Source organism: Microcoleus sp. Pol8_D6 (assembly GCF_036700965.1).
Taxonomy (GTDB): Bacteria; Cyanobacteriota; Cyanobacteriia; order Cyanobacteriales; family Microcoleaceae; genus Microcoleus.
Genome location: NZ_JAUBPW010000014.1, coordinates 59,327 through 81,076, shown reverse-complemented (window position 1 = coordinate 81,076; position 21,750 = coordinate 59,327). Strand labels below are relative to the sequence as shown.

The following is a 21,750-nucleotide window of genomic DNA, read 5'->3' as shown; positions in this document are numbered from 1 at the left end:
GCGATTTTAGTGTTAGTTGGACTGATCAGCGGCAAATGCGCGATCGGACAAATTATCAAAGGCTTAAAACACGGAAAATTAGCCACTCGGTTAATTAATTGGGACGTTGCATCTGATTGGGAAACTCCTTTATCTGAAGTTCGAGAAAAACTCGGAATTCAACCCTTAATTGATTAGATTTTAACTCGTTACCTCACTGCAAAAGTATGCAAAGCAAAAGTTACAAACCGGAAATTAGCCTGAGTCCACGGGAAAGAGCGATCGCACAATTAGTAGCCCAAGGGCTGCCCAACAAATGTATTGCCAAAAATTTAAATATCAGTCACTGGACGGTTGCTACTTACGTGAGGCGGATTTTTATCAAACTCGGTGTTTGTTCCAGAACTGCGATGATTGCACTGCTGATCCAAGAAAATTTGCTCTGGGACTAATAAATAAGTAGGGTGCGTCAGCTAGCTTGAATTCTCTGGTAATCCAGAAACTCTAGGCACGACGCACCCTAAAAAACACCTATCCCTAGACAGATGAAAACCCGGTTTAGCTGTAAAACCGGGTTTTCATTTGCAATGTTTAAAACCCTCTATGCCAAAGCCACAGAACGAGAAGAATTTCTCAGAAAACTCAGCAATTCTCGATTCACAGTTTGCGGCGCTTCCTGCTGAATCCAGTGACCACAGTGAGGAACTAATTTCAACTTAAACGGAGCAGTAATTAATCTGTCTAAACCTTCTACAAGTTTGTGGCTCAAAAACGCATCTTCTTCTCCCCAAAGCACCAAAGTAGGTACTGTCACAGGTTCTAATTTCTCCGCCAAATTCCAAAGCCTCTGCGGGTGAAACATCTGGCGGTAATAATTGATAGCGGCGGCTAATACTCCCGGCTTTTCTAAAGCAGTCTGATAAATCTTAGTTTCCTCAGCGCTAAAAGATCCTTTGCGAACAGCTTGTCCTTGGAAAACATTGTGAACAAAATCTTTCAAGTTTTGCCGGATCAACCATTCGGGAATGCCGGGAACCTGAAACGCCAAAACGTACCAACTGCGGCGAATTTGATCTAAATTGCTCGCCATTTCCTGCACGAATCGCTGCGGGTGCGGAGCGTTTAAAATTGCCAAGCGGTTGAGTTGTTCGGGGAATTTTTGAGCTAAGTGCCACGCAATCGCCCCTCCCCAATCATGACCTACAACGTGAGCTTTTGTATAACCGAGGCTCGCAATCAAACCGCGAATATCGGCGCTCAGCGTATCTAAATCATAGCCGCTTTCCGGCTTGTCGGAATCGTTGTAGCCCCGCAAATCCGGCACTACTACCTTGAAATGACGCGCTAAAGCAGGGATTTGATGACGCCAAGAGTACCAAAACTCTGGAAACCCATGCAGGAGAAGAACAAGCTCGCCTTCTCCTTGAGAAACGCAGTGCAGGCGGATGTTATTGGTTTCGACAAAGATGTGTTGCTGTTCGGAATCGAAAGAATTCATAGTTGGAAAGTTAGACTTATTTTCGGGAAGTACAGAACCCGCCGACTGGTAGCAGGCTAAAACGTCCCAATGGTGTTAATTTTTCTACTTTTATTGTAGCTGCTTTTCGATCCCCGCCGCTGCAATCTAATGAAACTTAAAACTTGTAGGGTTGTTGGGTGTCCGGTTTTTTAGGCGTAACTACTGAACCCACGTTTTTTACCTTAAATGTATTGTTTTAACAGCGACGCAGGCGATTCAATAATAGCACAATTTCGTCCGTTGCCGATCGCATTTTTGCAGTCGATAGGTCAGATTGATTGACGATAATGCTAAACACCAGCGGCTCGTAATTCGGAACTTCGATATATCCCGACAGCGCCGAAACTCCGCTCATAGTTCCTGTTTTTCCTTGCAAAATTACGCGATTTGGTGTATTATTAAAGCGATTTTTCAAAGTCCCGCTCTCGCCAGCGATCGACAGTGACTGGCGGTAAATCGATGCAGCAGGTGAATTAGCCATCAATCTCAAAGTTTCCACCAAGGCTTCTGGAGTAATTAAATTGTGCCGAGACAAGCCGGAACCGTCGGCTAATATGTAGCTGTTTGGATTTACTCCTAATTGAGTTAAAACTGTTTTTAACTCTTTCAAACCGCTTTCACCTGTATCCTCTTGCGGCAGAGGCATCTTGTCTGTAACTTTTCCCAGCAATCTCAATAAAACTTCTGCATAAAGATTGTTGCTTTCGCGATTAGTTTCTCTCACCAATTGGGCCAGCGGCGGCGATTCAACGGTCGCTAATTCTTGATTTAAATTGCGAGAAGCCGATGCAACTAAACTCTGTTTAACAGGAATTCCCTCAGCCACCAGGGCTTGTTGAAAATACTGCAAAAAATTATTAGCGGGGTTGACAACGGCGACATAAGCTGATTCAGGTTCGGCACCCACTTTCAACTGTCCGCCCACTCGAATTATAGGTCGATCGAACTCCCGGCCAACTTCAATAAACTCAGATTCGTTTTGAGCTACGGTAACAGTATTGTTCTGAAGTTGCCACTGATTTGCCAGCTTTGGTTCGGCAAAAGTAACTTTCAGAGGTTGCCCCAGAGCCTGCGGGGACAAGAGAAGGTCGATCGCGTTTTGATTGAAAATTAAACTGTTAATTGGCGCTCCGTAGCCAGCTTGCGCGTCTTCCCATTCCCAATTCGGATTAACTGCACTGCCTTGAAAATAGCTGTCATCGCCAATCAACTGGTTAACTTGACTGATTCCCCGCTGCTTCAACTGCTGCGCCAAAGATTTCAACTGAGCCTCAGCAATGCTCGGATCTCCCCTGCCAGCAACGTACAAACTTCCATTTTCGCCGCTGTAAACCGATGTCTTAATCCGAAAATCTGCACCGAGTTTCTGCAAAGCAGCGGCTGTAGTTAGCAGCTTTGCATTTGATGCTGGAATAAAAAATTTTTGGGCGTCGCGGCTGTAGAGAGTAGTAGTAGAAGATAGAGGTTGAATCAAAATGCCCCAGCGCGATCGACTAAATTCGGGACGATTGGCGATCGCATCTACTTGCGCCCCCAATTCCCCAGGACAAATATCCCCAGCAACCGCCGATGTTTGAGCAGCAACCGCCGACGCACGCCCCAGAATTAGGACTAACAAACTAAGCGCAATTCCTTGGATTTTCAAAGTGCCAGTTCCTTAACAATAACTATTAAAATTAGATGCGCCCGATATTGGAAGTTTCACCGAATCAAGTCAATATTAATAATAATAACGCGCATGAATTCTCGGATTGAACAGCGCCTCTACAGGTTTTCCCCCTTTGAGGTGATCTTCCACAATTAACAGTACATCACTCGGTTTAACTCGACAATACCAAATTTCGTCTGGGGTAACTCGTACAGTCGGGCCAGTGGTACACTGTCCCTGACAACTACAGGCCTCCACTTTCACCCCGGCAACTTGTTGAGCTTCAAAAGCAGCTAGCACTGCTGCTGAACCATTTTTCAGGCAAGATTGATACTGGCAAACCAATACACAGCGCGCTTCTGGTTGGGAGTCTGGTTCTCGGGCTGGAGATTCTGGCATTGGTAAGGATTTATCCGCTCTTTAAGATATCTTAACAATCTTGTCAGACCGATCGCCCGCTGGAGTCCGGCAAACGGCAGAATTTTATAGTGCGATCGAAAAAACAGCAAAATTCTGGCATTCAAACTTTTTCCTTCTTTACTACCTTCAAACCAATCCTTTCAGCAGAGCTGCCTTTCTTCAGTCTGTGTCACGCTTTGCCTATATGATCGATAAGGAGAGATAACTCAATCAACCGCTAATCATGCCAAAAACAGTAGCCGATGTAATGAGCCGCGAGCCGATTTTGGCGCGACCCGAAATGCCCTTGAACGAAGCGATTAAAATTTTAGCCGATCGACGCATTAGCGGTCTTCCCGTCGTAGATGAGAATGACTTGTTGGTAGGAGTCATCTCCGAAACCGACTTGATGTGGCGGGAAACCGGCGTAACTCCGCCCGCTTATATCATGGTGCTCGACAGCGTAATTTATTTGGAAAATCCCTCTCGTTACGAGCGAGAACTCCACAAAGCTTTAGGACAAACAGTAGGAGAAGCGATGAGTACAGACCCAGTTACCATCGGGCCCGACAAATCTGTCCAAGAAGCTGCCAAACTGATGCATGATCGCAGCATCCATCGATTGCCAGTGCTTGATACTGCAGGCAAAGTAATCGGCATCCTCACTAGGGGAGATATTATCCGAGCGATGGCTGCCGAATCTTAAATTAACTGTTGCAGTTCCAGGACTGTATCAGAAAATGAGTCGATCGCTCCTTAAATCTCGCTCGCTTTTGGCAATTACCAATTACCAAATCTCAAATCTCAAATCTAAAATCTAAAATCCGATGAGCATTACCCCTGAGTCTGTCGAACAATTGCTGAATTCCGAGGATTTTGGCGAAAGACTGCGAGCAGTCAACCAACTGCGGCAACTAGAACCCGCGATCGCCTATAAACTGATTCAAATTGCGATCGGCGACAAAAACGTCCGGGTTCGCTACGCAGCAGTCAGCCAATTATCAACCCTCGGCACGCAGAATCTGGCGAACGCTTTAGAGGTACTGCGAAACAGCTTGAATAACGACCCCGAACCCGACGTGCAAGCAGCAGCAGCCGATGCTTTGGGCGCATTGAAATTAACCGATGCTTTAGATGATTTGCAGCAAGTTTATAGCAGTACCTCTGAATGGCTGGTGCAACTGAGCATCGTCGCGGCTTTGGGAGAAATGGGAGATCCGAAAGCCTTTCCGATGTTAGAAAATGCCCTGAATTCTGAAAACGAATTGATCCAAACCATTGCCATCAGCGCATTAGGTGAATTGGGAGATAAACGGGCGCTGCCGCTGCTGCTTCCCTACGCTTCCAATGCAGATTGGCAGATCCGTTACAGAGTCGCCCAAGCTTTGGGGCGGTTGGGCGGTGCAGAAGCACAGACAGCTTTGGAAATTCTCGCCAAAGATGAGGTTGAACAAGTTGCTCAGGAGGCTAAAGCCGGACAAGAAAATAGTTTGAAATCTTGAGATTGCTTTGGCGATCGCGAACAACCCTGCACGCTTGTGAATTTTGAATTAATTTAGAATTTTTTGTGAAGATTCTACTAAAAACTCTGTTCGCGATCGCACACATATTTCAGAAACCCGGTTTCTTCCTATATTTCTTGTTCCTATCTGCAAAACTCGTAGAAACCGGGTTTCTAGCCAGCCAGCGGGCTGGTTGCGTAGCGTAAACCTTACTAATCAGGAAAAATCTAAAATCTAAAATCTAAAATCTAAAATTGTATTGATGCCACGGGCGATCGCACATTCCTTTGAAACTCTCCTTAAATTCGAGCGTACTCTTCCCTTTCCCAACCAGAGTCGGCATCTTGACATCCACACTTTGACAACAGCTATAATCAAAATAGATACAGCAGCGGCAGGGATTAACACAATTATTGAATTGTGTCAAGCTAGCGATCGGGGAAACTATCGTTAAGACGGTAAGCCATCTACCAGCAAAACCAAGTCTTAAAACTGTTGATCATCCCCATGCTTGAACAACTACCAAATTCAGCTTCTCAGTCCTCGGACATTTTAACAGGAGAGCGATCTGCCTCTCAACTCGCCCCAACTTCAACCACCAATCAAAACTTTATTTATAGAGTTTTAGAACTTACCAACATCGAACGCGGCCAATTGAGTTTATCACCGCTAACCTTAAATACTCAGTTACTAAATGCGGCGGAAAATCACAGCCAAAACATGGCACTGCAAGACTTCTTTTCGCATACCGGAAAAGATGGTTCGTCATTCACCAGTCGCATTACTACAACGGGCTATCAATTCTCAGCGGCAGCAGAAAATATTGCTGCGGGTTCTTCTACACCCGAACAAGTTGTATCATCTTGGATGAACAGCAGCGGCCACCGGGCTAACATTCTTAACCCCAATCTCAAAGAAATTGGCATCGGTTACTATTTCTTAGCCGACGATACTGGCACAGAAAATTTCAATCACTATTGGACGCAAGTTTTTGCGACTTCTCTTGACGGTAGTGTCAATCCCGCACCGACACCGACACCTACTCCCACGCCTACTCCCACACCTACTCCCAACACATTGGTATCGATTACTTCGCCAATACCCAATGCTATAGGGGACGGCAGCCCGACTACAGCACCCAAAAATACAGCCAGCGGCGGCAATTATTTCCTCTCAGATAGTGCCGATAGTCAAATACCGACAAATGCTGCGGGATTGCCAATTTTTGCCCTTTCCGGCAAAGACAATATCACGGGGGGAGAAGCTGCTGATAGCATTAATGGAATGCAAGGTGCGGATACAATTAATGGCGCAGGCGGCAATGACAGCTTATCGGGTGGCAAAGAATCGGATTCAATTGATGGCGGTGTTGGCAATGATTTTATCAGCGGCAACAACGATAACGATCGACTAATCGGATCTGACGGTAACGATACTATTCGCGGTGGCAAAGAAGATGATATCTTAATTGGCGGTAACGGCGACGATTTGTTAGCGGGCGATCGCGGTCAAGATATGCTGACCGGCGGTGCTGGAAATGATACGTTTATCTTGGCCGGAGGTTTGTCTGCGGCGGCTACTTTAATAAGTGCAGATGTAATCGTCGATTTTGGGGCTGGGGATAACATTGGTTTGACGGACGGTATCGGGTTTGCCAACTTGACTTTTGAAGCTGTGAGTTTGCAGTTGGATGGAGGTGCAAGTGTCGCTTCTACGGCGATTAAGTCTGGCAGTAATTATTTGGGCATCGTGCAGGGTGTAAGTCAAAGTCAGCTTACATCGAGCGTTTTTGTGAATGGGTAACGGGGAATCGGTAGTGTAAAATTTCACTTAGGCAGCTTGTAAGGTGCGTCAGTTCGTAGGGATTGGATGGGTAGCCCAGATTGTCGAAGCTGACGCACCCTACTACTTCAGTTGTTATAGCAATTCTCCACAGTGTTGTTACAATTTGCATCATTACTAAGAGGGGTAACTATGAAAAAAGTAGCCGTGTTTGGCAACGCTGGAGGCGGTAAATCAACTCTCAGCAAGAGATTATCAGAAATCACTGGTTTGCCACTTTACCCTTTGGATAAGATTAAATATCAATCTGGGGGCGCTGAGGTTCCCAATGAAGAATATAAGCAGATCCATGAGAAAATTTTGGCTACTAACCGATGGATTATAGACGGTTTTGGTTGTATGGAAACCGTCTGGCTTCGACTCAACGAGGCAGATAGTCTGGTTTTTGTTGATCTGCCCTTATACGTGCATTTCTGGTGGGTGACTAAACGGCTGATTACAGGTAAGTTTATACCGCCAGAAGGCTGGCCGGAAAAGAGTCCTATCTTGAAGGGTTCAATTAATAGTTACCGCGTTCTTTGGTTGTGTCACAAGTACTTGACTCCCAGATATCGCGAGTATGTCGATCGCGCTCAAAATACCAAAAGTGTTTATCACATCAGATCCACTGAAGAGATTTCACAATTTTTTGAATCCATAGTGCAAATGGCTAATGACTGTTGACTGTTGACTGATGACTGTTGACTGATGACTGTTGACTGATGACTGATGACTGATGACTGATGACTAATGACTGATGACTGATGACTGACTAATTGATGCCACAGCCGATCGCAAATTGCCTTGAAACTTGCCCAAAATTCGATCGCACTCTTCCTTTTCCAAATTAGTCCAGTGCATCATCAAAGCTAATTTAACCGACTTGCCACTTTTTTCGAGCAAAAAACCCGCCTCATCCCGGTTTAAATTAGTCAAATCCTGCAACATCCGCACAGCCCGATCGCGCAATTTCTTATTAGTCACCGCCACATCAACCATTCGATTGCCGTAAACCTTGCCCAGCTTCACCATTACCCCAGTCGAAATGATATTTAAAGCCATTTTTGTGACTGTACCGGCTTTCAAGCGCGTCGAACCCGCCACTACCTCCGGGCCAACCAACAACCGAATATCAACATCAGCCTCAAAATTCACTTGTTCGACGGGTACGCAGGCCATAAACACAGTCTTCGCCCCCCGCTGGCGAGCAGCCTGCAAAGCGCCCGCCACAAACGGCGTCGTACCTCCAGCCGTAATCCCGACAACTACATCTAAATTGGTAATTTGACGGTGGGCGATCGCCTCGGCCCCATCCTCAGCCCGATCCTCCAAATCCTCCGAACTCCGCACCAAAGCCCCCGCACCCCCGGCAATTATGCCCTGTACGAGTTCTGGTGGCGTGCAGAAGGTGGGGGGACACTCGGCCGCATCGAGCACCCCCAAACGCCCGGAAGTACCCGCACCGACGTAAAACAGGCGACCTCCTTGACGCAGAGACTCGGCTGCAATGTCGATCGCTTGGGCTAACTGTTCGCGGGCGTGGGCGATCGCGCTTAAGGTTTGGGCGTCTTCCCGGTTGAACAAGTCCACTAATTCGATCGAACTGAGTTGGTCTAAATTCTCGCTGTTGGCATTCACCTGTTCAGTCAGCAGATGGCCCCGTTCTTCCAAATTCTTCATTTTTTGTTAGTTGTTAATTGTCAGTTGTCGGCTAGTCGGTGGAGGGGGTAGGCACGGGGACACTACCCCTACAAAACGATGATTTCCCTGAGAATGAAACCGCCCTGCCTTGTTCCCTTTTCCGTCTTCACCTCGAATCTCAATATCCATCCGTTAAATCCCGTACACTACTCGTTGCCGAACTTCCTATTACAAAAGTCCTTCGAGTCGGCGGCGAATAGAATCCAGTTCGTTTTGGGAAACATCAGAATCAGGTGCGGGTTCGGGCTCTGACTCCGGCTGCCACTGAGTCTGTGTTACATTGTCTTCTGGCGGAATAGCCAGCGCGCCCGCGGGCACAAGTTCCCAATCATAATCAACACTGTCACAGAACTCCTTAATTTCCTCCTCGTCGATCGCCTCGACAGTGGGCTCGGGGAAATCCTGAGCTTCCAACATCACGCCAAAGCGGGTGGCGTCGTCTTCTGACTCAAACATCAGAACTTTATTGCGATCGCCGAGTTGAATGGTATGAATTCCCTCATTCTCGGTGCGGGCATTGAAGAGTAAGACGAACACTCGCATAAGTTTTAAAGACCTTCTTAACCACCGTTTTTTTATCTTAGAAGCGATCGGGCAACCGATTTTAAATTTTATATTTTAGATTTTAGATTGACCACCGATCCTGCACCGGCGGGATCGAAAGGAGTTGGGGCATTTGGACTACTTGGTTTGATATTTTAGATTTTAGCTTGACCACCGATCCTGCACTGCGGGGGGAATCTAGAGGATTTCGAGGAGTTGGAGGACTTGGTTTTAGGTGGTGTTGCGTGTTTTGATTAAGTTCGGTAAAGGTTTCTGGAGTCTACTCTGGAGTGGGGGCATGCCTTTTGCCTGCGATCGATCCCGGGATCGGCACTTCCGACCTCACTTTTGAGTCTACCAAAGGCAGAAGGCACCCTGGCGAATCACAGAGATTATACCTGTCTAAAATCGGCTGATTTCCTATAATTCCTGAATTCTCTGATTTTTGAGAAACACCCATGACTAACTCGGACGATAACAAAAATCAACTCGCACCCCGCCCCCACCGCCGCTGGTGGCGTCTGCTGCTGCTTAGCGGTACGGGATTAAGTATTCTCGCCTTGGTGGGGGCGGCGGTAGGATACCAGTGGGTGCGGGAAAAGTTAGCTCCTTTGGTGGAAACGGAAGTCAGTCAGTTGCTGAAGCGACCTGTGCAACTCGGACGTTTGGAGGGATTTTCTCTGACAGGTTTGCGGTTTGGCCGATCGACTTTACCTGCAACTCCTACCGATCCCGATTACGCTTCTACAGAAGCAGTGGAAGTGCAATTTTCAATCTGGCCACTGCTGTTCAACCGCACTCTTAAATTAGATATTACCTTAGTTAAACCCAACGCTTATATCGAACAGGATGCTCAGGGCCGCTGGGTTAATATTCCAACTAGGGAGCAAAAATCTCCGGGTTTATTTAAAACTGAAGTTGAGGCAATTCGAGCTGAAAATGCCGCCGCAGTTTTGGTGCCTAATCCTGCTGTCGGGCAGAAAACTTCTGCTCCGATTTCTGTAAATTTGAAAAATGGCAGTGCTCTGTTTCGCGATCAAAATCAGCGCGTTCTCTACGAACTCAACGGTCAGTTTACTAACAGCGATAATTTTATACTTAAAGCTGATTCTATTTTACCTGCCGCTCAAACTAACGTGCAGTTGCAAGGTCAAAATTTGCCTTTGCCCGACCTCGCTCGCTTGCTAAAACTTCCCGGCATTTATTTACAAAAAGGTCTAGCTCATGGCAACTTGACTGTGCAATTGCGAGACAATAAAGTATCGGGAATTACCGGAGTGGCTAGTTTTGGGGGAGTGCAAGCGAGCATTTCCCCGCTGAAACAAATCATACAAAATAGCAGCGGTCAGTTGCGGTTTCAAGGAACTAATGTGATTGTCGATAGTCTGGCGGCTAATTACGGTTTAATTCCGCTTAGAATAGCAGGAACAGTTGCCACTGGAACCAATTTTAATTTGGAGAACGCTAGCTTCAATCTGACAACGAACGTGCAACCAGTCGCTTTGGCAAGTGTTGTCAGTGCGGTGGAGACAGAGTTAGGGAAGAAAGTAGTATTACCCGTGGCTGTGGCGGGGGAAGTGAAGGCGGATGCCAAGCTGACTGGAACAGTTGCAATGCCGGTGCTGACAGGTGCGATCGCCTCGACAAAACCTACTACGGTCGATCGACTGCAATTAAACAATATTAGCACTAATTTCAAATTGGAACGCGGGAGAATGGCTCAAACCCCAACTCCCAATTCTCAATCTTCTATTCCCCCGTTTTCCTCTTTAGCTTTGACTGTGAGCGATATTTTGGTAGTGCCAGCGGCGGGTGGTAAAATTGGCGGAAAAGGTGAAGTCGATCTAGCTTTATCAAAGGAGAATTCGCGATCGGGTTTAGTGTTTGACTTCCAAGCTGAAAATGTACCCGGAGACGCGATCGCCCAAATTTACGCTCTCCCAATTCCTGCTACTGTTACAATTGGCAATGTCTCCGCCAAAGCTCAAATTTTCGGCCCGTTAGACAACATTCAAACGAGAGTTCAATGGCAAGCACCGCAAGGGACTTTCCCCGCAGCGGGCGAAATTCGAGCCGGAGGAAATTCGGCGGATTTGCAAAATACGGTTGTGAAAATTGGCGACGCTTCTGTTAACGTGGATGCTACGCTAAAAGACCGTCAGTGGCAAGCTTTGATCGAGGGCAATGGTGTGGATCTCAACAGTTTGCAGCAAGTCCTGCCGGGGCTTAATTGGCCTCCTGAACTAGCAGGTTTGTTCAGCGGAACCGCCGAAGCTGCTGGAACTCTGGACAATTTGAGTTTAAATGCGATCGCTGCGACGGGCAAAGGAACACTGAATATTGCTGACAGTATTGTTGATGTTAATGGCGAACTAGAATCGGGTAACTGGCAAGTTATTGGCAACACTGATAAAGTAGCTGTTAATCAATTAATTGATATTGGATTGCCGTTTTTAACAACAGGAGAAACGATCGCAAATGTAGACAATCTAAAATCCAAAATCCAAAATCTCAAATCGATTGGCGGGCAGGTAGCAGGTGAATTTCGAGTGGGGGGCAATGTTGATAATTTGACTGCTAGCGGAATCAATGTTAGTGGCAACGGTAGGCTCAATTTTGCCGACAGCAACGTGAATTTAAACGGAGAATTGGTAGCGGGAAACTGGCAAGTAACAGCACAAACAGATCGCACTTCCATCGACCGCTTAGTAGATTTGACACTGCCGATTTTAGATGTGGCTTCAGAATTCAATCCCGAAAATCAGCAATCTGCCAATCTCAACAATCTAAAATCCAAAATCCAAAATCTCAAATCGATTGACGGACTGCTATCGAGTCAATTTACAGCATCGGGAAGTCTTGACAATTTGACGGCTAGCAGTATCAATGCCAGCGGCAACGGCAGACTCAATCTTGCCGGCAGTGATGTTAATTTTAAAGGAGAATTGGTAGCCGGAAACTGGCAGGGAACCGCAGAAACCGATCGCACTTCCATCAGCCGTCTGGTAAATTTAGGATTGCCCCTGTTAGATGTTGGCTTAGCTTTCACTGCTGACAATCCCCAAACAGTCGCCAATATCAACAATCTAAAATCCAAAATCCAAAATCTCCAATCGCTTGACGGACAAATATCCAATCAAATTCAAGCCAGCGGTAGTCTTGATAATTCAACCGCCGCCGACATAGGCGTCAGCAGCAGCGGGAAACTCAATATAGGGGACGGTACTCTTGCTTTTAGAGGTAAATTAGAAGACAGACGCTGGCAAGCTTTCGCCGATGCCGATCGAGTTATTCTCAGTCGCTTAGAACAAACTGTTCGCAATCTCCAACTGTTTCCGCTGACGGCGACTTTGCCTAAAGGGTTTGACGGCCGAGTTAACGGCGAATTCCAAGCAGCGGGCAGTTTGGATAACTTGACAGCCAAGGGAATTAGTGGTAGCGGAGAAGGACGGATTTTGGTCGATCGACTCGGGGCGATCGATACTACGGCAAAATTGGAAAACGGCAACTTGCAAGCATTGCTGGAAACGAACGGAATTGCCGTCAGTAATTTAGAACAAACCCTCAAACAAACAGGTTTGCTGACAGCGGATTTACCGCCAGAAATTAACGGAACCCTCGACGGCCAAGTCCGCATTCTGGGAACAGTAGATAATCTAACCGCCAACAACATCACCGCCAACGGCGACGGACAAATTCGACTCGCCAACGGCGGAGGAATTGTCAATGCTAAAGGCAGCGCAGAATCCGGGAATTGGCGCGCGTCAATCGAGGGCGAGCAAATTGCTCTAAGTCTCTTCCAGCAAGCTTTTGAGTCGCAGCAACAAAGCTTGCAAGCCAAAGGTTTAGTCTCTGATGCCCCAAATCTCCCCCAGCTTGTAGGACTGTTTAACGGCAATATCAATTTATCCGGCCCGATTGGGGCGGGCACGGGGGTACCGCCCCTACAAAATGTTCGCGCCGGCGGCAGTTTCCGCATCTCGGAATTGCCGTTTTTGAAACAACCTTTTGAGGCAGTATTTAATTGGGACGGCAAACGGGTGGAAATTGAGAACGCCACAACTCCGGGTTTGACAGCAAACGGCTTTGTTAACGTCGAACTCGAAGGTAAAGGAGGGCCCTCAATTTCCAACTTAGATTTGGATGTCAAACTCGCCAACTTTAACCTGGCAGCCTTACCAGCAGAACAACTAGGATTTTTGTCACCAATTGGTGACAAAAATCCTTCAGAGAAAAACCAGCCCCTGCGCGGCAATGTCGATTTTACCGGCAGCCTCACCGGAACCCCCGCCGAACTCAGCTTAGTTGGCGACGTGGAAGTACGAAATTTAGCAGTAAATCAAATCGCTTTTGACCCGGTACTGGCGGGGAGTGTGAATGCGGATGCTGGGAAAAGTGTAGATTTGCGTTTGGCCGGCGCCAGCGACAAAATTGAAGTAGCTTTAAATCAATCTTTTCTGCCGACATCTTTCTTAATTCAACGCGGGGAATCCGTGGCTAGGGGCCAAACCGAGGGAGAAACTTTGCGAGTTAATTTAAGCGATTTTCCCCTCGCTGCTTTGAATCTATCACCCGGTAAAGAGGCGGGTTTGGGGCCGATAACCGGTACGGTTTCGGGACAAGTAAATGTGCCCGGTTGGAAGATGCCGTTAAATCCGGCGACTTTGCAAGCAAGGGGACAAATTGCGATCGCCCAACCGGCGATCGGCTACATTAAAGGTGACAGTTTCCAAGCCGAATTTAGCTACGCTAACGGCAGCGCCACTCTCACAAATGGCATATTCCGCCAAGGCAGCGGTCAATACTTAATTTCCGGTAATGTTCAAACAGGCGAAAACCCGCAATTTGCCGGGAAAGTTAGCGTCCAGCAAGGCAATTTGCAGCAGGTTTTAGCCGCTTTGCAATATTTCAATTTAGGCGACTTGGCGAGAGGCCTAAAACCTCCCGTTTACGGTGACAGTGGCGACGTGCAAACTGTAGCAGTCGGAGAACCAGAAGCCCCGCTAATCGAACAGTTGCGCCGTTTGGCAGAAATTGAAATACTTTTGCAGCAGCAGCAAGCAGTGGAAACATCACAAAAATTGCCTCCCTTATCCCAATTGCAAGGCACTTTTGGCGCGGAAATTGCTGTCGCCGGTTCTTTGCAAACGGGTGTGGAAGCTCAATTTAATGTGAAAGGTGATAACTGGCAGTGGGGAGAATATGTCGCTGAAACGTTCAGCCTTGAAGGCAGCTTTCAGGACGGGATCTTAACTGTTTTGCCTTTGGAAATTAGATCCGGCAAAAGTGCGATCGGCTTTTCGGGACAACTTGGGCAAAAAGCTCAATCCGGGCAGTTGCGGGTAGAAAATGTGCCCGTGGAAGAGTTGGCAAAACTGGTGGAATTGCCTTTTGTGGATGTCACGGGAAATTTGAATTTGCGGGCGAATTTGGCCGGCAGTTTGCAAAACCCGCAAGCCACCGGAGAATTGAGTTTGGTTGACGGTACGTTAAACGGAGAACCGATTAAACAAGCCGACGGCAGTTTCAGTTACAGCAATGCCCGCCTGAATTTTGGCGGCAGCGCTTTGGTAACTCAAACCGAACCGATTGAAGTCGCCGGAAGTTTGCCTTTTGAGTTGCCGTTTGCAGCCGTGAAAGCTGATAGCAATCAAATCGATTTGAGGGCGAATTTGCAAAATGAAGGTTTGGCAATTATTAATGTATTGACTCCGCAAGTTGCGTGGGTCAGCGGCAAGGGACAGGTGCAAATTCGCGTGGGAGGAACCCTGCAAGACCCTGTAGCGCAAGGAATTGCGAATTTTGAAAATGCAACCGTCCGCGCGCAAGCCTTCCCAGAACCGCTGACAGGGCTAACTGGGACGGTGCGCTTTGAGGGCGATCGTATTCGGGTAGAGGGAATTCGGGGACAGTTGAGTCAGGGACAAGTTGTGGCCGCTGGTGTGATTCCGCTGTCTGTGCCCTTTGCTGAGGGCGATGTCGATGCGGATAATCCCCTCGCTGTGAATCTCGACAAGTTGGCAGTTAACCTCAAAGGATTGTACAGCGGCGGCGTGGTTGGTCAAGTGCAGGCAAGGGGCACGGCTAGACGCCCGCAGTTGAGCGGTAATATTGAACTCTACGACGGTGAAGTATTTCTCCGGAGTCCCGGCAGTGGCACAACTCAGTTAGCTTCTTCCTCTTCTGCTTCTGATTCTGATTCTCCTTCCGCTGCGACTGATGTTTCTGCTTCCCCTACAACTGAGGTTTCTCCTTCCCCTGCGACTCCGACTTCCCCTTCCTTTGAAGTTGGATTGAACGATTTGCGACTGAATTTGGGCCGGGGAATTCGGGTAACGAGTGCGCCGATATTGAGTTTTCAGGCGACTGGGGGCTTGACGGTGAATGGAACTTTAGATGACCTTCGCCCGGAGGGTACGATTCGGTTGACTTCCGGGTCGGTGAATTTGTTTACGACGCAGTTTAGACTCGATCGAGGATACCCGCAGACTGCTACCTTTGTACCAACACAAGGACTCGATCCGACGCTGGATGTGAGATTAGCAACTTCGGTGCAGGAAGTAACGCGGTTCCGCACTCCCGGCACATCTGTAGCCTCTGAAATAGCAGACGAACCGACAAGTTTCGGCAGCGTGCGGAGTGTCCGAGTTCAAGCGTTAGTGCAGGGAAGGGCTTCTCAGTTGGGGGAAAATCTGGAGTTAAGGAGTTCTCCGAGTCGATCGGAAATAGAGATTGTAGCGCTGTTAGGCGGCAGTTTCGTGGAGACTTTGGGACAGGGAGACAGTACACTGGCGATCGCAAATTTAGCCGGTGCGGGTTTATTAAACAACCTTCAATCTGCGGTTACAAACGCGACAGGATTGAGCGAATTTCGCTTATTTCCCACTCGGATTAGAGGCAACGAAGCACAAAGTGCTAGTTCCAGTTCAGGTGCGGGTTCTCTCGGTTTAGGTTTAGAAGTTGGGTTTGACATCACGCGCAATATTTCAGCATCAATCATTCGAGTTTTGTCAGCAAATCAACCGACTGAATTTACTGTGCGCTATCGATTGAGCGATAAACTTTTACTCAGAAGTTCCAGTAATTTTCAAGGAGACAACCGCGTCACTGCTGAATATGAATTGAGGTTTTAGTTAGCAAAAAATACAGTATACAGAAAGCTGATTATCCTCAACCCGGAGCCAATAATGTGAAAAGAAGACAAGCAATCAAATTCATAACAGTAAGTATTAGTTCTTCTTTAATAGAGACAATATATTACTCGGGAGACAAATATATGCTTGGAAGTACGGTCAAAAATCATTATGACTGGATATTACTATACTGGATGCCCTATGACAATAATCTCTCAAGATTCGGGCAACCAATTATTCAAATGCTAAGTAAATGTGTAAAAAATGACAAGGTTTTGGTAGTCGTACAATCAGATTGTAGTGGAGCAGCACAAGTTTCTAGAAGCATCATTAGCCAAGGTAAAGTTGATACGCAATACTTAGAAACAGCAGATAGTAGTAGTCCAGAAGTCTTGAGTGAGTATCTGACTTGGGCAAAATCTCAATTTCAAGCCAGACGCTGGGCTATTGTGTTTTTAGGTCATAGTGGAACGCTTATGGAAATCAGCCCCGACGAACATCCCACGTCCCCTTTAATTTCTGAAATTAGATGGATAAATCTTCAAAAAATCAAACAACTTATATTTAATTTTAACCAATCGGTAAATGGAAATCTCGAATTATTATTTTTTCAAAATTGTAATAAAGGAAATATTGAAGTACACCATACCTTCCAGAATACTGCTAAGTATACGCTTTCATCTCAACTCCAACTTGGAGCGCCCAATTACTATTATGAGCAATCGTTAAGTTATTTGAGCGATTATCCAGACATTGATGGTTCTCAGCTAGCTAAAAAAATTATGGATTGTGAACAGCCTGATATGTACCATAGCTTGACATTAACTAACAATCATTATTTCCGCTACTTTGCCGAAAAAGTTAATGTTGTGATTGATTCTATTGTGCAAGCAGATATTGCGCCAGTGAAAGTTTTTATATTCTCAATTTTAGGGCCTGAAGTCAATTTTTCCAATAACACTACTGTAGTAGTTTATCGTAGCTTTGGAGAAACCTTTGTTGATTTCGCAAATTTTTTACAAAAACTTACCCAATTATCAGGTGCAAATCCGTCAGCTTGTAACGATTTATTGTTATTTTTAAATAATTTTCTCATTCAGAGAGTGCAACAGAATGGTGAATTACTGGACTCAATAATTAGACCTAAGTATAAAAGGTTATCAGGCTTAGGTTTATTCTTGCCTAGAAATCGGCAGCAACTGGAAAAGTATTTGTATTTATCGGTTTATTCAGAGTTAAAGCTTGTAGAGCTTTTTGAGGCAGTTGTATTCGAGACAAAAAATAACTAAAGGTATTGGGGATATTTTACTTTCCCGACTTGACAGAAGCAGTCTGGGAGGTAAAAAAACAGCGAGCATTCGCTCCCAATTCCCACTTCCCAATGCTATAATATAAATAGCAGAATTAAAGCCCTGCTGCCAACCCCGCACACAAGGTTATAGGAGTTAAGTCAAATGGCAAACAAACTCCAAGTAAAAACAGAGTCGATCGGCTACAGCGACTTTTACTGGAACCGCTTTAGTCCGAGAGTGGCGACTATCAGCAGCGTCCGCAATGCCAATCACTGGGACGGCGGATTTATCACCTATATTGCATTTCCCACAAAAGTAGAAGCTACAGCAGCAATGAAATATTTGCTCTTGCATCAAAAAGTTGCTGATGTCGATATGCGGAAAGCCAAACGAATGAAAGCAAAAGGCATTCGGTGGGAACTCAAAATTCGGGGTTTAGCTTTTAATGAAGTGCTGAAGCTTGCGACGATGGATATAACTGGAAAGCTAGTTATGTCGCCTGCTACTACTCAAGCCACAGGCTGATAATTGAAAAACTTCGTAGTTGCGCTAAGGGTGGTAAAGCGCAACTACCAACCTAAAAATCCCTAAAATATTGCATTGTCCTTCTTCCTTCTTCCCTCTTCCTTCTATAATATGCGTTTCATCAGCCCCAAAACAGACTTTGCATTCAAAAAAATATTCGCTTCTTCCGAACATCCAGAAATTCTCATCAGCTTCCTAAATGCAATGCTGTATAACGGAGAACCAACAATCCAAGAATTAGAAATAATTGACCATTATTCAGCAGGAAGCGTTACAGGATTGAAAGACACTTACCTGGATGTCAAAGCCAAGATTACTGGTAACAAAACCGTGATTGTGGAAATGCAGGTACTCAACGTCGCCGCCTTTGAAAAACGCGTAGTATATAATGCAGCCAAAACCTATTCTACTCAACTCAAAGCCGGAGAAGGTTATTTAAAGTTAAATCCAGTGATTGCTTTAACCATCACCGACTTTATCTTGTTTGAAAACACCGAAAAATTAATCTCAAAGTTTGAATTCACAGAAACAGAAGAGAAATTCGTCTATCCCAACTGCGAGTTAAAATTAGTGTTTGTAGAGTTACCGAAATTCAAAAAAGAATTGAATGAACTCGAAACTCTGCCGGAAAAATGGATTTACTTTATGAAAAACGCGCCCTCTTTGGAAGCAGTACCAGAGACATTAGGGTCTATTGAAGAGATTAATACCGCGCTGGGAATTGCCAACCGAGCAAATTTGACCCTAGACGAATTGAACGATGTAGACAAGCGAGAAATGTTTATCCAAGACCAAATCGGGTCTGTGATGAAAGGGATAGAAATTGGTCTACAACAGGGGATTGAACAGGGAATACAACAGGGAATCCAACAAGGAATTGAAAGGGGTAAAATTGAGGGGAAAATAGGATTAATTATGCGTCAGATAGTGCGGCGGGTGGGTGAGGTTACACAGGAAGTTCAAACTCGCATCCAGGGGTTATCTGGGGAACAGTTAGATGATTTAGGAGAGGCTTTGTTGGATTTTAGGAGTCAAGAGGATTTGATGGCATGGTTGGAGTCTGCGGCGGGATGAATTCTCGGAGGGGCGAGTTTTACAAACAATCTGTGCCTTTGACCCATAATCTCATAAACCCGCTCCCACCCAACGGCAAATCTCGCTCTACCTCTATCAAACCTGCCTTAAATCATAGGAGAATTGCCTTAATTGCTGACGATCGCACTTACGGATATAATTACATCGGGAAATGCGATCGGGTTAACTGTTCCACCTGTTAGGGTGAATTTGGAAGCGTAATCTCCGTCTTGGGGGTCTCGAAATACGACCAACTGTCTGTTTTTGAGGTTAACTACCCAGTATTCGGGGATTCCGACTTCAGCATAGATTTTCGTTTTCGTCTCCAAGTCTTTGATGAGAGTGGAATCAGAGTATTCAATCAGCCAAAAAATATTTTCTGGATAGGGGTGATGTTCGAGGTATGTGCGGCCCAAAGGCTGTACGATCGCAATATCTGGTTCTGGTTCCGAGTTGTTAGGAAGGGTAATTGGTTTTGCCGATCGGATTGTAGCGCGATCGCCTAACAGCCGGATCAGATATGCTCCTGCTTCGCTGCTAAAATAGGCGTGGGGTTCTCCTTCCGGCGACATTTCTACAATTTCTCCTTTTAGCAACTCTACGCGCCGATGTTCCAAGATGCCCGCAGATATCATTTGGTGGTATTGGGCGATCGTCCATTTGGCTGCAATTACGCTCATGGCGATGTTTTTTGATTGCTTTTTAATTTTTTATTGTAGCTGATTTTTGATTTTAGGCGATCGGCGATTGAAATCGTTTCTTGTCAAACGAAGTCCTAGCAGAGGGGGACTGAAGAATCAACCCGATACTAAAGCAGGATTTGCTATGATATCGAATGTGGCTTAAATTCCTCCTCAATTTCGCTTGTCTGCGGAGGCAGACTTTGTTTGTGCACGATTGGTTTCAACCGCCGGGTGAAATCTATGCAAATACGGCTGCCACGGCTTTCGGCAATTCAATCGGCACGAAATATGCGACTGGATACAAATAATCTTCACCTGATTCATCAATAACTCGGATAAATTGATGTTCCGCAGCGCGATTATCCGGTATTACCTGATAGATTTTTCGCACTTCCAATGATGCTTGATAGTCTTGATTGTTAATGCAAACTACAAATTGTGTTTCTAAGTTAAACTTCAACATATTTGCATAAAGTAGTCAGTTCAGAAGCAGTTGCTTCTGTCAACAAAATCGTCCCCTCCTTTGTCAATTCCCATCTGTCGCGAGGCGAATTAGTTTCTACATATCATTTAACCAAGCCATCAGCCGCGAGTTTTTTTAAGACAACCATCATGTCAGGTTCTCGCGGTACATCTCGACGGGAAAGTGCATTCGCGAGTTCGGACCAACTCCACTTTCCTTGACCTTTAGCTACTAATTCCAGCAGCACTAATTCAAGCTGGGTTAATTGAGTTAGGTTTTTCATTGGTTTTATCGTATAACTATTTAACTCGAAAAGATTGCCCTATGGCTTGAAATTCTTGAGTCTCTTCTCGCTGTAATTGCTGTCTAATTTTGGCAAATTTCCTAACTGTTTCCACAGAATACAAACGTTCTCCACAGCTTAGGCAAACTTCAGCGGATACTTTTAAGATAGCAGTATGCTTGCCCCCCCGTAAAAGTTTATCGACTTCTTTGATAACTATTTCACCGCCGCAAATTGGGCATTTTTCTACAGATAGCATTGTTAATTTCTCCTTTGTATCCAATTAATCCATCGATTCGCATCTGGCAGATAAATCGCCTCTAAAGCTTTCACCATAGATTAAGTATAGCTTTGCTCATAAAGATGAGGTACGATTGGGTAAAAGTTAATCAGGAAAAAAAGAATTGCTCGCCCCGCACCTCCTTTAACTCAAAAGCCTCATAGTCCCTGCGATTGCTTTCCCGTAGCGCAATGACAGGCTTAGCTAAGTGAACCGTATTGAGATATAATGTAGTTTGAACACAACACCAATCATTGTCCTATGAAAACCATAGACAAAAGTCAATTAGCAGCTCAATTACTAGAATTTTTGCGACTTGTCGAGCTTGAAGGTGAAGAAATTTTAGTGATGGATGGGACTAAACCAGTTGTGATAATTTCTCAGTATGAAAAGTCTCTTTCAACTGAAGAATTATTTAAGGATATGCGGGGGAAAGTAAAATATTTTGAAGATTTAACTACGCCAACAACTGAAGAATGGCAGGAAGTATGACAGTTGTCCTTGATACCTGCGCTCTCATCTGGTGGAGTTTAGATCCAGAGAAACTTTCTCAATCGGCAAAAGATGCTTGTCAGCAGATGGAACAAGAAAGAAATGGTTTAGTTCCATCAACGGCAATCTGGGAAATAGCTATCAAGATCAAAAATCATAAGTTAGATTTAGGAGTAAGTATTGATGACTATATCGCTACTTTAAAAAAGTCTAATGTTATTCGGATCGTTCCAATTGATGAGGACATTTGGCTAGAAAGTGTCAAATTAGAATGGGAACACCGAGATCCAGCAGATAGAGTGGTTGTAGCAGTTGCCAAAAGAAGTCAAGCTGCTATTATTACAGCCGATCAAAAAATAGCTAGTTTCTACTCTTTAGTAATTTGGTAAATCGAATGTGCCAGGTATCGGAAA

22 protein-coding genes are annotated in these 21,750 nt (G+C 45.6%); 13 read left to right on the top strand and 9 right to left on the bottom strand.

The window, feature by feature from the left end; genetic code table 11:
- Window positions 1–9 precede the first annotated feature (9 nt).
- Window positions 10–177, top strand: a complete 168-nt coding sequence (locus QUA10_RS08585) for a hypothetical protein (protein ID WP_333081499.1) — start codon at window positions 10–12, stop codon at window positions 175–177.
- Window positions 178–206: 29 nt separating this feature from the next.
- On the top strand, window positions 207–431 hold the full coding sequence (locus QUA10_RS08580) for a helix-turn-helix transcriptional regulator (RefSeq protein WP_333036912.1): 225 nt from the start codon (window positions 207–209) through the stop codon (window positions 429–431).
- A gap of 149 nt (window positions 432–580) precedes the next feature.
- Here QUA10_RS08580 and QUA10_RS08575 read toward each other — a convergent pair whose 3' ends face one another.
- From QUA10_RS08575 to QUA10_RS08565, 3 genes are all read right to left on the bottom strand, one after another.
- A complete protein-coding gene (locus QUA10_RS08575; RefSeq protein ID WP_333066601.1) occupies window positions 581–1,477 on the bottom strand; it encodes an alpha/beta hydrolase in 897 nt (298 codons plus the stop codon).
- Between the two features lie 217 nt (window positions 1,478–1,694).
- Window positions 1,695–3,137: a D-alanyl-D-alanine carboxypeptidase/D-alanyl-D-alanine endopeptidase gene (dacB, locus tag QUA10_RS08570; RefSeq protein ID WP_445243558.1), complete on the bottom strand. Its 1,443-nt coding sequence runs from the start codon at window positions 3,135–3,137 to the stop codon at window positions 1,695–1,697.
- 81 nt (window positions 3,138–3,218) lie between these two features.
- The gene (locus tag QUA10_RS08565) at window positions 3,219–3,545 is read right to left on the bottom strand and encodes a (2Fe-2S) ferredoxin domain-containing protein (protein WP_333081501.1); all 327 of its coding nucleotides are present in this window, start codon (window positions 3,543–3,545) and stop codon (window positions 3,219–3,221) included.
- Between the two features lie 244 nt (window positions 3,546–3,789).
- On the opposite strand from QUA10_RS08565, the gene QUA10_RS08560 reads away from it, so the two are divergent.
- The 5 genes from QUA10_RS08560 (at window position 3,790) to QUA10_RS08540 (ending at window position 7,552) form a co-directional block, all read left to right on the top strand.
- Complete coding sequence (locus QUA10_RS08560) at window positions 3,790–4,251, top strand: CBS domain-containing protein (protein ID WP_333081502.1); 462 nt, start codon at window positions 3,790–3,792, stop codon at window positions 4,249–4,251.
- Window positions 4,252–4,372: 121 nt separating this feature from the next.
- Window positions 4,373–5,047 (top strand): phycobilisome degradation protein NblB, encoded by a 675-nt coding sequence (gene nblB / locus QUA10_RS08555; RefSeq protein ID WP_333081503.1) that lies wholly within the window; start codon window positions 4,373–4,375, stop codon window positions 5,045–5,047.
- Between the two features lie 262 nt (window positions 5,048–5,309).
- Window positions 5,310–5,501 (top strand): hypothetical protein, encoded by a 192-nt coding sequence (locus tag QUA10_RS08550; RefSeq protein ID WP_333086220.1) that lies wholly within the window; start codon window positions 5,310–5,312, stop codon window positions 5,499–5,501.
- Window positions 5,502–5,554: 53 nt separating this feature from the next.
- Window positions 5,555–6,850 (top strand): CAP domain-containing protein, encoded by a 1,296-nt coding sequence (locus QUA10_RS08545; protein ID WP_333081504.1) that lies wholly within the window; start codon window positions 5,555–5,557, stop codon window positions 6,848–6,850.
- A gap of 171 nt (window positions 6,851–7,021) precedes the next feature.
- Window positions 7,022–7,552: an adenylate kinase gene (locus QUA10_RS08540; RefSeq protein ID WP_333081506.1), complete on the top strand. Its 531-nt coding sequence runs from the start codon at window positions 7,022–7,024 to the stop codon at window positions 7,550–7,552.
- Window positions 7,553–7,615: 63 nt separating this feature from the next.
- Here QUA10_RS08540 and murQ read toward each other — a convergent pair whose 3' ends face one another.
- Entirely contained in the window at window positions 7,616–8,548 is a 933-nt protein-coding gene (gene murQ / locus QUA10_RS08535) for an N-acetylmuramic acid 6-phosphate etherase (RefSeq protein WP_333081507.1), read from the bottom strand.
- 189 nt (window positions 8,549–8,737) lie between these two features.
- Window positions 8,738–9,112, bottom strand: coding sequence for a DUF3110 domain-containing protein (locus tag QUA10_RS08530; RefSeq protein WP_333081508.1), 375 nt, complete (start codon window positions 9,110–9,112; stop codon window positions 8,738–8,740).
- A 458-nt stretch (window positions 9,113–9,570) separates the two neighbouring features.
- Here QUA10_RS08530 and QUA10_RS08525 point away from each other — a divergent pair, with 458 nt between their 5' ends.
- The 4 genes from QUA10_RS08525 (at window position 9,571) to QUA10_RS08510 (ending at window position 19,136) form a co-directional block, all read left to right on the top strand.
- Window positions 9,571–16,245 carry a translocation/assembly module TamB domain-containing protein gene (locus tag QUA10_RS08525; protein ID WP_333081509.1) on the top strand — a complete coding sequence of 2,225 codons (6,675 nt, stop codon included), beginning with the start codon at window positions 9,571–9,573 and terminating at the stop codon, window positions 16,243–16,245.
- A gap of 56 nt (window positions 16,246–16,301) precedes the next feature.
- Window positions 16,302–17,534 (top strand): clostripain-related cysteine peptidase, encoded by a 1,233-nt coding sequence (locus QUA10_RS08520; RefSeq protein WP_333081510.1) that lies wholly within the window; start codon window positions 16,302–16,304, stop codon window positions 17,532–17,534.
- 165 nt (window positions 17,535–17,699) lie between these two features.
- Complete coding sequence (locus tag QUA10_RS08515) at window positions 17,700–18,062, top strand: hypothetical protein (protein ID WP_333076565.1); 363 nt, start codon at window positions 17,700–17,702, stop codon at window positions 18,060–18,062.
- 111 nt (window positions 18,063–18,173) lie between these two features.
- Window positions 18,174–19,136 carry an Rpn family recombination-promoting nuclease/putative transposase gene (locus QUA10_RS08510; protein ID WP_333081512.1) on the top strand — a complete coding sequence of 321 codons (963 nt, stop codon included), beginning with the start codon at window positions 18,174–18,176 and terminating at the stop codon, window positions 19,134–19,136.
- Window positions 19,137–19,264: 128 nt separating this feature from the next.
- On the opposite strand, the gene QUA10_RS08505 is transcribed toward QUA10_RS08510, so the two are convergent.
- The 4 genes from QUA10_RS08505 to QUA10_RS08490 all read right to left on the bottom strand — a co-directional run bounded on the left by QUA10_RS08505 (window position 19,265) and on the right by QUA10_RS08490 (window position 20,824).
- Entirely contained in the window at window positions 19,265–19,816 is a 552-nt protein-coding gene (locus QUA10_RS08505) for a Uma2 family endonuclease (protein ID WP_333081513.1), read from the bottom strand.
- Between the two features lie 241 nt (window positions 19,817–20,057).
- Entirely contained in the window at window positions 20,058–20,282 is a 225-nt protein-coding gene (locus QUA10_RS08500) for a hypothetical protein (RefSeq protein WP_333081514.1), read from the bottom strand.
- A 103-nt stretch (window positions 20,283–20,385) separates the two neighbouring features.
- Window positions 20,386–20,565, bottom strand: a complete 180-nt coding sequence (locus QUA10_RS08495; RefSeq protein WP_333081515.1) for a hypothetical protein — start codon at window positions 20,563–20,565, stop codon at window positions 20,386–20,388.
- 16 nt (window positions 20,566–20,581) lie between these two features.
- Window positions 20,582–20,824: a YgiT-type zinc finger protein gene (locus QUA10_RS08490; RefSeq protein WP_333081516.1), complete on the bottom strand. Its 243-nt coding sequence runs from the start codon at window positions 20,822–20,824 to the stop codon at window positions 20,582–20,584.
- Between the two features lie 282 nt (window positions 20,825–21,106).
- Between QUA10_RS08490 and QUA10_RS08485 the strand changes: the two genes are divergently transcribed.
- Together QUA10_RS08485 and QUA10_RS08480 are read left to right on the top strand one after the other, a co-directional pair.
- Complete coding sequence (locus QUA10_RS08485) at window positions 21,107–21,337, top strand: prevent-host-death protein (RefSeq protein WP_333081517.1); 231 nt, start codon at window positions 21,107–21,109, stop codon at window positions 21,335–21,337.
- On the top strand, window positions 21,334–21,726 hold the full coding sequence (locus QUA10_RS08480; RefSeq protein ID WP_333081518.1) for a type II toxin-antitoxin system VapC family toxin: 393 nt from the start codon (window positions 21,334–21,336) through the stop codon (window positions 21,724–21,726). The genes QUA10_RS08485 and QUA10_RS08480 overlap by 4 nt, the downstream gene beginning before the upstream one ends.
- Window positions 21,727–21,750 lie beyond the last annotated feature (24 nt).

What these genes read in the sequence shown, in the direction of transcription:
- QUA10_RS08580 (WP_333036912.1), top strand. Translation starts at nt 207, where the DNA reads ATGCAAAGCAAAAGTTACAAACCGGAAATTAGCCTGAGTCCACGGGAA.
- QUA10_RS08575 (WP_333066601.1), bottom strand. Translation starts at nt 1,477, where the DNA reads ATGAATTCTTTCGATTCCGAACAGCAACACATCTTTGTCGAAACCAAT.
- QUA10_RS08565 (WP_333081501.1), bottom strand. Translation starts at nt 3,545, where the DNA reads ATGCCAGAATCTCCAGCCCGAGAACCAGACTCCCAACCAGAAGCGCGC.
- QUA10_RS08560 (WP_333081502.1), top strand. Translation starts at nt 3,790, where the DNA reads ATGCCAAAAACAGTAGCCGATGTAATGAGCCGCGAGCCGATTTTGGCG.
- nblB (WP_333081503.1), top strand. Translation starts at nt 4,373, where the DNA reads ATGAGCATTACCCCTGAGTCTGTCGAACAATTGCTGAATTCCGAGGAT.
- QUA10_RS08550 (WP_333086220.1), top strand. Translation starts at nt 5,310, where the DNA reads ATGCCACGGGCGATCGCACATTCCTTTGAAACTCTCCTTAAATTCGAG.
- QUA10_RS08545 (WP_333081504.1), top strand. Translation starts at nt 5,555, where the DNA reads ATGCTTGAACAACTACCAAATTCAGCTTCTCAGTCCTCGGACATTTTA.
- QUA10_RS08540 (WP_333081506.1), top strand. Translation starts at nt 7,022, where the DNA reads ATGAAAAAAGTAGCCGTGTTTGGCAACGCTGGAGGCGGTAAATCAACT.
- murQ (WP_333081507.1), bottom strand. Translation starts at nt 8,548, where the DNA reads ATGAAGAATTTGGAAGAACGGGGCCATCTGCTGACTGAACAGGTGAAT.
- QUA10_RS08530 (WP_333081508.1), bottom strand. Translation starts at nt 9,112, where the DNA reads ATGCGAGTGTTCGTCTTACTCTTCAATGCCCGCACCGAGAATGAGGGA.
- QUA10_RS08525 (WP_333081509.1), top strand. Translation starts at nt 9,571, where the DNA reads ATGACTAACTCGGACGATAACAAAAATCAACTCGCACCCCGCCCCCAC.
- QUA10_RS08515 (WP_333076565.1), top strand. Translation starts at nt 17,700, where the DNA reads ATGGCAAACAAACTCCAAGTAAAAACAGAGTCGATCGGCTACAGCGAC.
- QUA10_RS08510 (WP_333081512.1), top strand. Translation starts at nt 18,174, where the DNA reads ATGCGTTTCATCAGCCCCAAAACAGACTTTGCATTCAAAAAAATATTC.
- QUA10_RS08505 (WP_333081513.1), bottom strand. Translation starts at nt 19,816, where the DNA reads ATGAGCGTAATTGCAGCCAAATGGACGATCGCCCAATACCACCAAATG.
- QUA10_RS08500 (WP_333081514.1), bottom strand. Translation starts at nt 20,282, where the DNA reads ATGTTGAAGTTTAACTTAGAAACACAATTTGTAGTTTGCATTAACAAT.
- QUA10_RS08495 (WP_333081515.1), bottom strand. Translation starts at nt 20,565, where the DNA reads ATGAAAAACCTAACTCAATTAACCCAGCTTGAATTAGTGCTGCTGGAA.
- QUA10_RS08490 (WP_333081516.1), bottom strand. Translation starts at nt 20,824, where the DNA reads ATGCTATCTGTAGAAAAATGCCCAATTTGCGGCGGTGAAATAGTTATC.
- QUA10_RS08485 (WP_333081517.1), top strand. Translation starts at nt 21,107, where the DNA reads ATGAAAACCATAGACAAAAGTCAATTAGCAGCTCAATTACTAGAATTT.
- QUA10_RS08480 (WP_333081518.1), top strand. Translation starts at nt 21,334, where the DNA reads ATGACAGTTGTCCTTGATACCTGCGCTCTCATCTGGTGGAGTTTAGAT.